The 14,711-nt window shown below is 39.0% G+C and carries 11 protein-coding genes; 2 read left to right on the top strand and 9 right to left on the bottom strand.

The window, feature by feature from the left end; genetic code table 11:
- Positions 1-49: 49 nt before the first annotated feature.
- From VB693_RS15565 to VB693_RS15550, 4 genes are all read right to left on the bottom strand, one after another.
- The gene (locus tag VB693_RS15565; protein WP_323267048.1) at positions 50-841 is read right to left on the bottom strand and encodes a Nif3-like dinuclear metal center hexameric protein; all 792 of its coding nucleotides are present in this window, start codon (positions 839-841) and stop codon (positions 50-52) included.
- Positions 841-1,590 carry a hypothetical protein gene (locus VB693_RS15560; protein ID WP_323267047.1) on the bottom strand — a complete coding sequence of 250 codons (750 nt, stop codon included), beginning with the start codon at positions 1,588-1,590 and terminating at the stop codon, positions 841-843. The genes VB693_RS15565 and VB693_RS15560 overlap by 1 nt, the downstream gene beginning before the upstream one ends.
- A 143-nt stretch (positions 1,591-1,733) precedes the next feature.
- The gene (locus VB693_RS15555; RefSeq protein WP_323267054.1) at positions 1,734-3,428 is read right to left on the bottom strand and encodes a putative bifunctional diguanylate cyclase/phosphodiesterase; all 1,695 of its coding nucleotides are present in this window, start codon (positions 3,426-3,428) and stop codon (positions 1,734-1,736) included.
- Between the two features lie 342 nt (positions 3,429-3,770).
- On the bottom strand, positions 3,771-4,574 hold the full coding sequence (locus tag VB693_RS15550) for a TIGR01548 family HAD-type hydrolase (RefSeq protein ID WP_323267046.1): 804 nt from the start codon (positions 4,572-4,574) through the stop codon (positions 3,771-3,773).
- A gap of 168 nt (positions 4,575-4,742) precedes the next feature.
- Between VB693_RS15550 and VB693_RS15545 the strand changes: the two genes are divergently transcribed.
- Positions 4,743-5,042 carry a 30S ribosomal protein PSRP-3 gene (locus VB693_RS15545; protein WP_190699551.1) on the top strand — a complete coding sequence of 100 codons (300 nt, stop codon included), beginning with the start codon at positions 4,743-4,745 and terminating at the stop codon, positions 5,040-5,042.
- Between the two features lie 100 nt (positions 5,043-5,142).
- On the opposite strand, the gene VB693_RS15540 is transcribed toward VB693_RS15545, so the two are convergent.
- The 5 genes from VB693_RS15540 to VB693_RS15520 all read right to left on the bottom strand — a co-directional run bounded on the left by VB693_RS15540 (position 5,143) and on the right by VB693_RS15520 (position 13,596).
- On the bottom strand, positions 5,143-6,882 hold the full coding sequence (locus VB693_RS15540; RefSeq protein WP_323267045.1) for a serine/threonine-protein kinase: 1,740 nt from the start codon (positions 6,880-6,882) through the stop codon (positions 5,143-5,145).
- A 160-nt stretch (positions 6,883-7,042) separates the two neighbouring features.
- Positions 7,043-9,217: a DEAD/DEAH box helicase gene (locus VB693_RS15535; protein WP_323267044.1), complete on the bottom strand. Its 2,175-nt coding sequence runs from the start codon at positions 9,215-9,217 to the stop codon at positions 7,043-7,045.
- 105 nt (positions 9,218-9,322) lie between these two features.
- On the bottom strand, positions 9,323-10,651 hold the full coding sequence (locus VB693_RS15530) for an ATP-binding protein (protein ID WP_323267043.1): 1,329 nt from the start codon (positions 10,649-10,651) through the stop codon (positions 9,323-9,325).
- 82 nt (positions 10,652-10,733) lie between these two features.
- The gene (locus VB693_RS15525) at positions 10,734-11,996 is read right to left on the bottom strand and encodes a tellurite resistance TerB C-terminal domain-containing protein (RefSeq protein WP_323267042.1); all 1,263 of its coding nucleotides are present in this window, start codon (positions 11,994-11,996) and stop codon (positions 10,734-10,736) included.
- Between the two features lie 259 nt (positions 11,997-12,255).
- On the bottom strand, positions 12,256-13,596 hold the full coding sequence (locus VB693_RS15520) for an ATP-binding protein (RefSeq protein ID WP_323267041.1): 1,341 nt from the start codon (positions 13,594-13,596) through the stop codon (positions 12,256-12,258).
- A 96-nt stretch (positions 13,597-13,692) separates the two neighbouring features.
- Between VB693_RS15520 and VB693_RS15515 the strand changes: the two genes are divergently transcribed.
- Complete coding sequence (locus tag VB693_RS15515; RefSeq protein ID WP_190699536.1) at positions 13,693-14,013, top strand: TMEM14 family protein; 321 nt, start codon at positions 13,693-13,695, stop codon at positions 14,011-14,013.
- Positions 14,014-14,711: the final 698 nt, after the last annotated feature.

Here is a 14,711-nt window from a genome sequence, read left to right as displayed (position 1 = left end):
TCCTTAGTGGATGGGGGATTGAATTTTCCCCCTACCTCCGGCCTTCTGGTTAAGCGTGAAAAAACTGGCGGAAATCCTCATCCTTGGTACTTAGTTGCACCCAGTCGAGATTTAAAGACTGAAATTTTTGCGCCAAGCGATCGCAGGCGGGGCGTTCAGTGGCATAATGTCCAGCATCAATCAAAATGAGATGGCGATCGCGGCTTTCTTGAAATTGGTGAAATTTGCAGTCAGAAGTCAGATAAGCTTGTGCGCCTGTTTTCACCACCGCCGAAATATAACCAGCCCCCGAACCACCCAACACCGCCACCCTATAAACTACCTGCTGTAAATCAGCACTGGGGGAAAAAATTAAATCTGGAGGAGTCAGGCGATTTTGAATAACTGTGAGTAATTCCTGTAACGTCAAAAATGGTTCTAATAATCCCACTCGTCCATAACCTAACTCTGCTTGGGTAGGTACAATGGGGGCAACATCTTTTAATTCTAAAATCTGCGCCAAAACGTCAGCCGTACCATCAGCGACTTGATCAAAATTGGTGTGGGCGGTGTAGATACCGATGTTGTGGGTGAAGGCTAATCGCGCCATCTCCGTAATCGGTTCGCCAGCGCGGAAAGATTTAGGAGGATTAAATATTAGAGGATGATGGGCAAAAATTAGATTAGCATTTAAGGCGATCGCTTCTTCCATTACAGCCAAAGTTGGTGTTAAACATACCAAAACTCTCGCCGAATCTTGTAATACACCAGGCTCAATCTGCCAGCCACAATTATCCCAGCTTTCGCACCAAGCAGGATTAGCCCATGCTTCAAACCAAGTAATTAAATCAGCAATTTTCATTAATGTTTTTGGGGTTGAATATTCAACTCTAATGCTAATTGTTCACGTCTTTCCTGAAAAGGTTTGTTCCAAATAGGAGAAGCATTCCAATCCCAAGCAGCTACAGGGATAAGTTCAGCTTGAGCTAGATGAGTTAACAAACGATATTCATCTTCTGGTTCGCGGGAAAATGTAAAAGGATTCCGAAAACCGTTATCACACAACTTATAAGATTGAGATTTACCACGATGAATGCGTTGTATAAGTTCCTTGGTTTTCATGAGTAAATAATCTAGGAAAATCAAACTAAAAGGCTCTATAAAAGCACGATTTTGTGGGTCTTTTTGTACCCACTTTGCCCATTCAAAACCATAGATAAAATCATGTACATAGCGAAAACGGATTTCACTATTAATTCCAAATAACTCGGTCAGTAATACCATTTTATTAGCAAAATTTCCTAGGAAATCAACCGCATCATCTTCTGTATTTAATGCCTGATACAACATACTACTAACCATAAAATCAAAATCCCAAAAGATATTCTCCGGGAAATTTTGCAATTGAGATTTAACTATACTTTCTAAAGTATTTTGCAGATTGTTAATTAATTGATTATCTGTAATATTTTCTCTAATTAATAATTCTATTTCTACAAAGCTAGTGATTATCTTTTTGTGAGGATTAAGACTTAAAAGCTTCACATTATGTTGATTGAGGATTTCATCAATAAATTGGAAACTATTGTTTGGTACAATGTGTGACTGCATCTTTATTGAGATAGGCTAAAGGCTGCAAACAATTATTATATATTTTTACAACACATAAAGTTATTTAACATAAATAAACTTAACCGCTATACCTGTAAGGGTATAGCGGGAGTGTAGGTAGTTTACATCCCTATACTCTTATCCTATGCTGCTACTAGCTGATAACTTTGCTCCAACATTTCTGTAATTTGCTCAACCGGAACAGGACGACTAAAGTAAAAACCTTGACCTTCATGACACCCCCGCTTTTGCAAATAATCAAGTTGTTCTTGAGTTTCTACACCCTCAGCTGTGATTTTCAAATGGAGAATTTTGGCTAAAGCAATAATCGCATCAGTAACGGCGGCACTGTCAGTATTAGAGACGACATCCTGCACAAAAGAACGGTCAATTTTGATCATGTTCACAGGAAATTGTTTGAGATAGTTGAGTGAAGAATAACCAGTCCCAAAATCATCGAGGGCTAGCCAGACCCCTAATTCTCGTAATTTTTTTAAAGTTTTTACGGAACGCTGTACGTCAGTCATTAAAAAACTTTCTGTCACCTCCAGTTCTAAGTAAGATGGGTGTAGATTAGTTTCTTGGAGAATTTGGTTAACTACTTTTACCAAATCTGCTTGTTCAAACTGTCGTGCGGACAGGTTTACTGACATCCGAAGAGGAGGAAGTCCGGCACGTTGCCATGCGAGATTTTGAGCGCAAGCAGTCCGCAATACCCATTCACCAATCTCGATAATTAAACCATTGGCTTCTGCAATGGGTATAAATTGGGCGGGTGATACTAAACCTCTTGTAGGATGTTGCCAGCGAACTAATGCTTCAACAGCTTTTATTTCTCCACTGGGTAAATCTATCAGGGGTTGGTAATAAACTATGATTTCGTTGCGTTCTAAAGCCCCACGTAATTCGTTTTCTAATGCCAACCTCTCCTGCAATTGAGCATTAATTTCTGGGGAATAAAACTGTGATTGACTACGGCCTTGTAGCTTGGATTGATACAGGGCTATATGAGCCTGTTGCAAAAGTTGATCAACATCGTGATCAAAACTATTCATAGTGATACCAACGCTAGCTGTGATATGAATTGGGATATCTTGAACAGTGAAGGGTTTAGCTAAGGTACTCAGCAGCAACTGGGAGAGTTTGATTAAACTTTCTAATGATGGTATGTCTGTGCGTGCGATCGCAAATTCATCGCCATTCAAATGAGCCAGGATATCAGTTGCAATGATGCAATTATCCAACCGCATTGCTACTGCTCTTAATAATAAACTTGATTGCTCAGGTTCGAGGGCATGACTCACCCCTGTAAAATCATCAATACCCAGAACTATCACAGCTATCACTTTGTCGCTATTCTGCGGGCAGATACTTTGCTGGAGGCGATTAATGAATAGTTCCCGATTAGGTAATCCTGTCACTTTATCATAATGGCTGATCTGGTCAATTAACTCATCTAATTTGTGTAGGGTGTGTGAGGTATCTGCCATGAGTGTACCTGCTTCGTCTGCAAATTCTGTAGGCAACTGAGGCAGGGTTTTTGTATTAAGATATTCTTGTAATGCTTTTGAAGTTAAATTGACAGGAGCAAGGAGGTAGTGTAGTGCATAAAGTGTAGCTGCCGTACCTACCAAAGTCGCTATCAAAGCGATAACTAAAACTCGAGTTATCATCTCCCAAGAATAGGAATTGGAGATGACAAAACTGAACAGCAATGACAATAGCGGTATGTGAGTACCCAAAAAAGCTACCGACATGATTTTGGCGGTATAACTTTTTTTGAGAAATTTCCAATGGGCTAAGAAGGAATATAGGTAAAGCTTTTGACTCGGATACATAGATACTAGATAATATTTGATAGTTAGCTGGTTATCTTTCGCCACAAATTAGTCTGGAGCGAATTGACCAGTTAAAGCGATTTCAGTTATTTATTATACTAACTTGATAAAAATAATAATATTGCAATTATTCGGTTATTTTCTTTTAAAGATTAGGTTATGAGCATTTTTATGATTAACCCTTTCTAAGCAATTTCACTTAAGAAGTATAAAGACTGTAAATTAGTTCACTGGTGATTGTTGGTAAACTGCGATGGCGTTCCGCCCACCGGAGGTCATCGCTACAATCATCAGGTGAAAGGGAAAAGGGTAATCCATCCCCCAATCCCTAATGACTATTGACTATTGGCTATTGACCAACAATTTTGCAATTGTGTCTGGAATTAATTGCTCAACATTACTTAAAACCACTGCTGCACCTGCTGTTACTAGTGTCTGTGCATAAGCTTCACAACGAGTTGCTGTTTCTTGCACATGAGGCGGTAAGATACCTACACCAATCCAAGTACGGTGCGGTTGGAGTTCTCTGGCTTTACCAACGGTGTACATATCTGCCACCGTATCACCTACGTAGATCACAGTCGATGTGGTTTCTAAGTCATTTTCTAAATGATTGAGAGTGGCAAACAGCCCGGTAGGATCTGGTTTACCGGGTGCATCCTCCATTGCAATCAACACTGGAGACTGTAAGCCAAGACGTTTTTCTAAAACATAGGTAGCAGAAGCACGAGTAGCACCACTAAAAAAGCCCCAAGCAATATCCGCTTGTGTCAGATGTTCTAAATAGCTAGGTTGTAATAATAAAGGTTCATCACAAATGTATCCCGTCCAATTATGGGGATCTGTGCCACGATAACGGGATTGAAAAAAGGTAACTATAGTTTCGTAGTTAAGTTGTAATTGTTCACGAGGCGTTCCTTGACTAGCAAAGTAGCGATAAATAAATTCTTGGGATGCTTCCCAATCATTATTCCAGATACCTTCTGACTTGAGTTGGTCAATTTCTAGGGATGTAGGGCGATAGGTGTTGTCAGTAAAATACTCTACCGTGTCTGCCAGTGCGCGACGATAGGAATTGCCAACATCACGCACCACACCGTCAATATCAAATACAACGATCGCTTTTGTTGAGGGTTTTGCAGTCATGGGATGGGGGAAGTGAAATTTTTAGCTATTAAATTTTAAATTGAGTCATGATTGAAAATAAGTCAATTTCTGATTAAGAATTACTATTTGGTGAATTGGTAAGTATTGCGTTAAAATAAGCGATCGCAAACTTAGTAAGTCATAGCCGGATATTCCCCGGAGGTGTAATTGTCCAAGTTCATTTTGAAAATCCTTTGGCTAGACGAGAACGTTGCCCTGGCAGTTGATCAAGTTGTCGGCAAAGGTACAAGTCCTTTGACTAAGTATTTCTTCTGGCCTAGGAATGATGCCTGGGAAGAGTTAAAGAAAGAACTCGAATCCAAGCACTGGATTACCGATATAGATCGCGTCGAGTTGCTCAATAAGGCAACAGAAGTGATTAACTACTGGCAAGAGGAAGGTAGAAACCGCCCGATGGCAGAAGCACAGTTAAAATTCCCTGAAGTTGCCTTCACTGGTAGTGCTTGATTGAGGTATTGGGGACTGGGGATTGGGGATTGGAGACAAGAGGGAAACTTTGATATGTCCCAATTCTCCACCCACCCAATCACTACTGACTACTCACTACTCAGCACGGGCTAAACGCCCCGCTACCGCTAACAGCACTAAATTGCCACAATTTGATGGTTTTGTCCCTGCTGCCACTAGCAATTAGTTGTGCAACTTGGCTGACAGCAACAGTGGTTACTGAGTCTACATGACCAAGAAGGGTTGTTATCTCTTGTGTTGTGCTGACTTGCCAAAGCTTGATGGTTTTGTCCCAACTGGCACTAATGAGCGTTTTGCTATCGGCGGTGAAAGCTACTGCCACTACTGCCCAGGAATGGCCTAAGAGTGTGCCAATTAGCTGACAAGTGTTGACATCCCAAAATTTAATGGTGTTATCATCGCTGCCTGTAGCCAGAATTTTACCATCTGGGCTAAAGGCGATCGCTAAAACCGCCCGTGTATGACCTGAGATTGTTTCTAACAAGTCATAGCACTGGCGGTTTTTCAATTGCCAAAGGCGAATTGTTCTATCAAAGCTAGCACTGGCTAAAAGTTGTCCGTCTGGACTAAAGGCGACTGCACTCACCTGTAATTGATGTCCTTGCAGGGAAAAAATCTCTGCACCTGTCTCAACATCCCAAAGTCTGATTTGTTTGTCCCAACTCCCACTAGCGAGGATTTGCCCATCGGGACTAAACGCTACTGATTTGACGGCGTGTGAGTGTCCAACTAAGGTGTAAATTTCTGTAGATGTTGGGATATGCCACAATTTCACAGTTTTATCATCGCTAGCTGTGGCTAAAACTTGACCGTTGGGACTGAAAGCAACCGATGTCACACCTTGGGAATGTCCTGATAAGGAGTTAATTACTGTTTTCGTCTCTAAATCCCATAATTTGATCATTTTATTTTCGCCCCCGCTAGCTAAGATTTTGCCGTCAGGACTGATGGCGAGAGCATTAATACTAGTAGTTTCTGTGAAAGTATAGGTGCATTGCCACGGATTAGGGGATTTTAAATCGCCGCGAGAATATGTAGATGTATTGGCGATGCCCATTGTCACCATAACTGCATCGGCGGATTGGTAGCGTTGAGTAATGTCTTTTTGGAGTAATTTGTCAAGTATATTACCTAGGCGATCGCTTATTCTAGTAGTAAGATACTGCCGCCACACCCAAGCTACATTAGCAATGTCAAACAAATCAAAGGGTGAAATCTGGGTAAGTAAATAAATACAAGTTACACCCAAGCTATAAAGGTCACTAGCAAATACTGCTTTACCTATGATTTGTTCTGGTGCAGCATATTCTGGATTCCCAGTAATGGTGTTAGTAGTTAGCTGGTTAATGTCTGAGGCGATTTGAGCATTACCGAAATCGACTAATACTAGATTTCCTGAGTTGCTGCGGATAATATTGTGGGGTTTTATGTCACAGTGAATCAGATGGCGATCGCTAATAAATTTCAGAACTGGTAATATATTTACTAAAAGTTGCCAAGTTTGAGTTTCATTAAAAGCACCTTCTCTTTCTACTATCTGGGCTAAATTCGAGCCTGCAATAAATTCTTGTACTAAGTAAAAGTTTCCATTTTCTTGGAAGTGCGCCAATAAAGCTGGAATTTGTGGATGTTGTCCTATTTCCTTAATTAACTGGGCTTTTTGCTCAACTACGTCTAATCTTTGATTATCACAACATAGTTTTTGTACTACACAAACAACAGGCGGAGATTTACCTTCGTCTACAGCAAAGTAGCTTTCACAAAATCCCCCTCGACTAATTAAATTAACTAACCGATAACGGTTTTGTAAAATATTCAAAATAACCAAAACCTTTTTATTCTGGCAGCATCCCAATTGGTTCAAAATAAAACACAAATAGCTCTGATAAAAACTCCGCGCTCCTTTGCGTGAACCTCCGCACCCCTCTGCGTTTAAATATCAAACCAGACATTTTGGCTACTCCCTGTTATTTTAAATTTTAAATTCCTTCCCACCGCGCTACTTGCTGCTTAACTTCCTCCATATCTAAATAATCATAAACAAAAGCTTTGCGTAAAAGTGGATGAGGAATAAATTCATCATACTTTTGCATTTCCGGTGCTTCCGCCGAACTAACTAAAGCCTCTGGAATAATTCTTTGCTCACACAAAGAAATAATTTCTTGGCTTACATCTTTAAACTTATTTTTACCTAATTTTAGCGTCAAATAATAGGGATTCACCCCACAAATACTACTAATTTCCAAAGATTCCCGACAAAAGGTATTAATTAATCTGATTAAAGTACGATAAGCAACAGTTCCCATCCAAGGAAAAATACAGCATTTACCTTTTTCTATTTGCAAAATATTCTGCTTATCTAATCCAGCTTTCTGCACTAGCTTGCGGACTGTCTGTAAACGTTGACGTGCATTGTTCTGCAAATAGCTATATTCTAAATCCTCTAGTAAAACCTGCTGCATTCTTTGCAGAACTTTAGTATGAATCGTACCACCACCACCACGCCAATAAATTGTAGCCTTACCATCTACTTGCTTAACCAAAATATTTTTTTTTCTGAAATCAATTTCTAATACTTCCCAAGTTCTCCCAGCCAACGCAAATTGATTACCAACTGGAGGCGGCATAATAATACTACCAATGGCTGTAGTCCCTTGCTTAACAGTATATTCCTGGTTATCAGCAAAGACAGCATAAAACTGAAACTTACCTACTATTTTTTCGGATGATACACCCAAAATTAATTTACCTTGTTCAGTCCGTTGAATGTGGCCGATATCAATTAAATAGCGCAACAATAATTTATAATCTTCATGAGAAATAGCAGCAAATGGTGGCAGATTTAAAACCTGTTTAGCTAGCGCAGCCGGGGAAATTGCCTCTGCGGCTACCAAAATACTCATTGTTTGGTGATACAGCAAACTCAAAGGATATTGAATTGGCTTCATTGGCTCAATCCAACGTTCTTCTAAATAAAGTTGAATAATAGCGATACACTGTAAAAGTTGCCAAGGAATTTGCTCTGGTAAAGATGCGTCTGGTAACACTTCATCTTCACCACAGACAAAACGCATATCAGCAGCTTCACCTCGTCTTCCTGCACGTCCCAAACGTTGTAAAAAACTCGCTACTGAAAGAGGTGATTCCAACTGAATAACTCGCTCTAAATTCCCAATATCTATACCTAATTCTAAGGTGAGAGTAGCAGCAGTTACAGCTGGTTTATGAGGCTCGCGCATGGCATTTTCTGCCACTTGGCGTAAACTAGCAGATATACTACCATGATGTACATAATAGATATCTGGTAGTGATTGAATAGTAGCAATTTGACGCAAAGAGGCAATAATTGATTCCGTTTGGGTACGATTATTGGCAAAAATCAAACATTTACGAGATTGACTCAAATTAAAAATATATTGTTCATAGTCTGTTACTGCTGATTCATCATGTTTAGCAACATAAAAATGTTCTACCGCTAGTTTAATTTGGCGTTTTCCTGCTTCAACTTTGGGGGTAATGACTTGTTTATCAGTTCCAGAACGCAACCAATCTTCAGCCATTGAATAATCACCGAGAGTTGCTGATAAACCAATGCGACGAGGTTTTGCTTGCGTTAAATTTACCAAACGCTGCAATTGACAGATAATCTGACAACCGCGTTCAGTACCCATAAAAGCGTGAATTTCATCAATGACAACAAACCTTAAATCACCAAATAAGCGTACTAGGTCTTTGTGTTTATTTACTAATAAGCTTTCTAAAGATTCTGGCGTAATTTGCAATATACCTTGAGGATTTTGTAGCAGCTTATTCTTACGACTTTGAGGAACATCACCATGCCAATGATAAACAGGAATATCGACTGATTTTAGTAAGTCGTTGAGACGTTCAAACTGGTCATTAATTAAAGCTTTGATAGGGCCAATATATAATGCACCTATAGTTTTACTAGGGTTATCATGTAAAACAGTCAAGACAGGTAAAAATGCTGCTTCTGTTTTCCCCGCAGCTGTAGCAGCAGCAATTAATAAATGAGCATCAGTGTCAAATATCACTTCACAAGCGGCTGTTTGAACTGGTCTTAATTCCGTCCAGTTGTGATGATAAATATATTCTTGAATAAAGGGTGCAAGTCGGTTAAAAGCATCACTCATATTTGTTCTTTGATAGTGGGGAAGATTCCAAACCTCCGCGTTACTTTGCGTGAACCTCCGCGCTTCTCTGCGTTTAAAAATAAAATCTCAGGACTAAGGTCTTGACTACAAACTAAATTCGGCTGCATTATCTTCATCCAAAGCTGTATTTTTGCCCACAGCAGTAGGCTTAAATTTAGCACCATGAATTAATTTACCAAATCCAATGGCTGGGTTGTGATGTAAGATATTCAACACACTAATAAAATCTCGGATGATTTCTCCTGGTGTGAGTAATGCTTCCGCACCCAAGCGGTTGACTATTTCTCCGACAAATTCTTTTAATTCCCGACCATTCAAAGTCTTGTCATAACTAAAATGAGTAGCATGAATCTCTGTTAAACGTTGCAAAAGTGTGAGAATTTCTGCTTCACTCAAAGGGTTAAGTCGGATAACCGGCCCTAAAAATTCTTGCACATCAGCTTGGATAGCAAAACGGCTTTCTTTGGTGCGTCTGCGCCAAGCTTGGTCTGCAAATAGTCCTCGGTTGGGGTCTTCTAAAAATTTGGTTGTCCCACCAATGAAAATACCTAAATGTTCTGCTTTACATTGCATCGTGTCATTAAACATTGCCAGCAGTCTGTTATAGTTCTTCTCACGAGTGACTGTAGTTGAGATTTGGTAGATATTAACAGCTTCATCAATTAGAATTAATAGTCCTTTATAGCCAATTTCCGCAATAAATTTAGCTAAGAGTTTGATGTAGTCATACCAACTATCATCATCAATAATAACGCGCACCCCTAATGCGGCTTTGGCTTCAGTTTTGGTATTAAATTCTCCCCTCAACCAACGTAAGGCAGCATTTTTTAAGTCATCATTATCTAAACGATAACCACGCCAATAAGTAATAATTACAGTACCAAAATCAAAACCATGAACTAGGTCTTCTATATATTGGACAACTTCCCTAATTTTCGCTTCAATTTTGTCATCAAAACCTTCATCATGGGGACGTAAATCAGTTTCTTTAACTACTTCTTGTTGAATTTTATTAATCCATCCTTCTAAAATTGAAACCAATGCGCCACCATCAGGACGAGTTTTGGTAGAAAGGTGACTCATTAATTCTCGATAGGTAGCCAAGCCTTCACTATTGCTTCCTGCTAGGCGACGTTCTGAAGATAAATCAGCGTCAGCTACAACAAAACCCTGCTCAATAGCACGGTTACGAATCATTTGCAGCATGAAGCTTTTACCAGAACCATAGTTGCCAATTATAAAACGAAATGCGGCGACACCTTCGGCAATATCATCGAGATTTTGTAATAGGCTTTTAAGTTCTTTTTCTCGACCAACTGCTATCTGTTCAACTCCTATCCTGGGAACTACTCCTGCACCTAGGGAATTGATTAAAGCAGTTGAAGTTTTTTTCGAGAGTTTGAGCTTTGCCATGTATTTTACTTTACTTGATGTCAATGCAGAGGTCAACAGATATGCCTATAATAATGATTATTTTACAACGTATGAGAATATTTTAATTTGATGAGGCGTGTCTAGTCATAAGGTTTTCATATAAGGCAATCATTTGTCTGACATTACTAATATGCTCTGGATAAATTGCTGGTTTATCTAAAGTTGTTTCAATGATTAATTCACCTATAACATCACTAGCACGTTCATTGATAGAGTCAATTAATATATTAGGCATAGTAATGTTAGCTTCGGAAATTTTTTTAATAGTTGGATGAGGATTCTCTTGCTCTACTATGGCTTTTAATACCTGAAATTCATGTCCTGGTAATTGATTTAAAAATCTATCCCATGTTTCAGGTAGAATATCAGATTCTACTGTTTCTATTAAGTCGGCAAAAGGAAATACTTCAATATCTTCAACTTGTGAGTTTTCAGATAAAGGTTCTTGATTAAATGTTCCTACTTGCTGGAGTAGTTCCCAAACTTGGTTTTGTAATAGGTCACGTTCTTGTTGTAATACAGAAATTTCATTTTTTAATTGCTGTAAATGTTCTTGTTGTTGTGATTTTTGAGTTTGTAAGGAATTTATTGTGGCTGTTACATCATCTTTTTCATGTGCTGTCTCTAGTAGTATTTGATTTTGTTGATTTTTTTCAGCTTCTAAGTTTTGAATTTCTAGTCGCAATTCGTAAAGCTTTTCTTCTAATTGAGGTTTAATCCTACCTAGAAGAGTTAAATTACTTTCTATTTCCTTTTGCTCTTGTTTTAGTTCATATATATGGGTTTGCAACTGGTTAATTTCTGCATGGGAAGTATTGTAATGCAATTCGAGGCGACGTTTTTCTGATGTTAGGGCAGATAAAAAGTTATGCAATTCTGCTTGATTTTGCTCTAAGTCGTAAAGTTCGGTTTTCAGATTACTAACTTCGGATTCTAATTGTTTTTTTTGTGAGGCAAAATTTCCGAGTTCTCTATGTAGACTATCTCTTTGATTACGACATTCGAGGATGTGATTTTGTAGTTGTTTGGTTTCGTTATAAAGTAAATTACGATGAGCTTCTATTTGCTCAATTTCTCTAACTACGCGAGATTTAAGTCCTTCCCTTTCTTTAATACGTTTGCGGAGGGAGGATAAAATCAGCAGTTCATGAGTTCTCCGCCGCCTATCTACGAACAAGGCTGCTGAATAGGTAGCAACTACGGTGATTACTCCAGTGAAGAAAGCTTGGTTAAAATCCCATTTGGGGACTAGACTAAGACCAAAACTGACACTAAAGGCAACTATGCCTAAGATAAATCGATTACTGAACATGACTGGCTGCATATTGCTGATTTTTGAGGCATAAGGCAGAGGACAGGAGACAGGAGGTTTTTAGCTTAGTACAGCTTTGCCAATTGAGGGGGGAAATTTAAACGCAGAGGGTCGGGCAGGTACGCAGAGAATTCGCTACGAGTTGATGAAATGCTGTACTTAGTTTATTTTTATTCATATATTAGTTAGTTTGGTTTTATTGTGCTAATTTACTAAGTTCGGCAATTTTTCATGGGTTATGCCACGCTATGCTAACGTAATTCCTTTGTTTTTATGATTTGATGTCTAATTTATTGTTATTTTCTCCAAATAGTGATAACTCTGCTTTTAAATAATTAATGAATTGCTGTGCTGTCCTTCCAGACCGTCCATTATGACGTGTAGCCCATTGTAAGGCTTGAAATTCTAAATCTTGCTGGTTGATGTTAATTTCAGCTTGTGATGCGAGATGTTGCACAATTTGTAAATATGTCTTTTGATCGGCGGACTCAAAGGTTAAAGTTAAACCAAAGCGATCGCTAAACGAAAGTTTCTCCTGCATCGTATCCCAAGCATGGATTTCGTTGTTATCTTTGGGGGTCGGTCTATCGCCAAAAAATTCCCGAATCAAATGGCGACGATTAGAAGTAGCATATACAACTACATTCTGTGGTCTGGCAGTTAAGTTTCCTTCTAAAACCACTTTTAAGGCTTTAAAAGCATCATCATCTTCTTCAAAGGATAAATCATCGACAAAGATAATAAATTTCTGTGGCAAGCCTCGCAACTGTTCTACAATATTTGGTAGATCCTGCAAATCCGATTTTGCCACTTCTAGTAAACGAAGATGGCGGTGGGTATATTCATTTAATAAAGCCTTGACTAAGGAAGATTTGCCTGCGCCGCGACTACCATAAAGTAATACGTGCAGTGCCACTTCACCCGCTAACAAAAACTCTGTATTTTTAATCAAGGCATCTCTTTGAGACTCATACCCGACAAGATGACTCAGCTTCACTGTGTCAGGGTAAGGTATCCCGATAAGTTGCCCAGTTTGCCAGCGTAATCCCCGATATTGGGCAAATAACCCTGTACCAAATTGCCGATAGTAATTTGCTACATCTTCTACTACATTTGCCCAGTGTTCTGAATGGTGCAGAGAAAATGTTAATCCTGCTTGTATAGCTGTGTCATCTGGTTCGACGTACCACACCACAGGAGACACCGCTAAATGTGCTACACTTTGCACCCATTCACTCAAAATAGCACTGCTACATTCATAAAGGCTTTGTAAGAGTTGTAAATCATGCTGGGCTGCTGCTACTAAAGCTGGGGGTAAATCTTGAAAGTCTCGCTGTTGGGCAAGTCTCGTGAAGGGATTTTCCGCCATGAGAATTTGGGTAATGAGGTAGTCTTCCCAAGTTTGCTGTTTATCGGCTAAGGCGTGAAAGTAACCGCCGTAAGCTTGCAAACAACGACAGCCATCAGCATCACTGTAGCGGATGGCTTGCAGCAATTCTAAAAAGGCAATGCCTACTTCGTCTTGGAGGACAGATTGATAAAGTAAAAGTGACGCTGCTTGGCGTTGGAGAAGTTGAACTTGGGCATAGGAAGAACTGCTGGCCGTTTGCATGGCTGGATTATCCGTCAATCAACAGGGGTAATGTAGCTTATGGTTAATTGTCTGCTGGGCTTGGTAGCAAAATCAAAATCTACATAGGGTTTAACCATGAATTTAAGTATAATTGCTGCGATCGCCTATGGTATGTTAGCGATTGTTGGTGGCATTATTGGCTACTTTCAGGCGAATAGTCAAGTTTCCCTCCTCAGTGGTATAATTAGCGGTTCACTATTAGTTTTTGCCGCTTACTTGCAACTCCAAGGACAAGCCTGGGCTTTGATTTTAGCAACTTGCATCACTGCTGCTTTAGTCATTTTCTTTGCTTTAAGATTGGCTAAAACACGCAAATTCATGCCAGCTGGATTAATGACTATTTTAGGTATGCTGGCACTGACAATCATGATAAGGCAGCTTTTTACTGTTGGGTAGCAATTGTTCACCTCTTAATAGTACATTTATATTACTCTACACCAGAACAAAAGCTAGAAAAGATTTTTTTGTGAAATTTGGCGGAAAACTCCATCCCGTCATTACTCGCCGCTTCGCTAAGAATCAGTGAACAGTTATCAAGGACTGGTAACTGTTCACTGATTTAACTCCCCATGCCCAAAAATTACATAAATATCCGGTTTGTTAAACTTCGTGATGATAAATAAAAATAATACCCTGTGTCATATTCATGGCATTGAGTATCTCTGAGATACTAAGTAGCCTTCTTTATGAGTAATCACCTTAATTTTACGCGTATAGCAAATTTACGTTAAAAATAATACGTAATATAAACCAAGTATTAGAGAGGTCATGCTTGATCTGTCTACTGCACAATCAAAATGACATATGAAAAACCAAAATAATCTCTAGTGGAGAAACTCATAACATTTACTTACATCTATCGTGAGACAGTTTTTGTTCTAGATACTGATTAAATCACACGAAAGGCATAAATTTAAAACTCCATCATTAATTATTATTTATAAACCAATATTTATGTAAAAGATAATACACTATTAAAGCTATTGTAAAACTATAATTTGGGTATTAGATAAATCATTAGTTACCTGTAGGCAAAGATTACAAGCCTTAAATAGGTTTTATTTTTGAGTGTTACTTACTTAGCTGGTAGCGTA

It is taken from the genome of Anabaena sp. UHCC 0399 (assembly GCF_034931465.1).
Taxonomy (GTDB): domain Bacteria; phylum Cyanobacteriota; class Cyanobacteriia; order Cyanobacteriales; family Nostocaceae; genus Trichormus; species Trichormus minutissimus.
Note: the sequence above shows the minus strand (reverse complement) of the source record. Positions and strands in the feature narration are given on the sequence as shown.

Bases quoted from the DNA above. Each gene is read 5' to 3' on its own strand.
- VB693_RS15525 (WP_323267042.1), bottom strand. From the start codon at position 11,996: ATGCAGCCAGTCATGTTCAGTAATCGATTTATCTTAGGCATAGTTGCC.
- VB693_RS15555 (WP_323267054.1), bottom strand. From the start codon at position 3,428: ATGTATCCGAGTCAAAAGCTTTACCTATATTCCTTCTTAGCCCATTGG.
- VB693_RS15520 (WP_323267041.1), bottom strand. From the start codon at position 13,596: ATGCAAACGGCCAGCAGTTCTTCCTATGCCCAAGTTCAACTTCTCCAA.
- VB693_RS15530 (WP_323267043.1), bottom strand. From the start codon at position 10,651: ATGGCAAAGCTCAAACTCTCGAAAAAAACTTCAACTGCTTTAATCAAT.
- VB693_RS15515 (WP_190699536.1), top strand. From the start codon at position 13,693: ATGAATTTAAGTATAATTGCTGCGATCGCCTATGGTATGTTAGCGATT.
- VB693_RS15535 (WP_323267044.1), bottom strand. From the start codon at position 9,217: ATGAGTGATGCTTTTAACCGACTTGCACCCTTTATTCAAGAATATATT.
- VB693_RS15565 (WP_323267048.1), bottom strand. From the start codon at position 841: ATGAAAATTGCTGATTTAATTACTTGGTTTGAAGCATGGGCTAATCCT.
- VB693_RS15550 (WP_323267046.1), bottom strand. From the start codon at position 4,574: ATGACTGCAAAACCCTCAACAAAAGCGATCGTTGTATTTGATATTGAC.
- VB693_RS15560 (WP_323267047.1), bottom strand. From the start codon at position 1,590: ATGCAGTCACACATTGTACCAAACAATAGTTTCCAATTTATTGATGAA.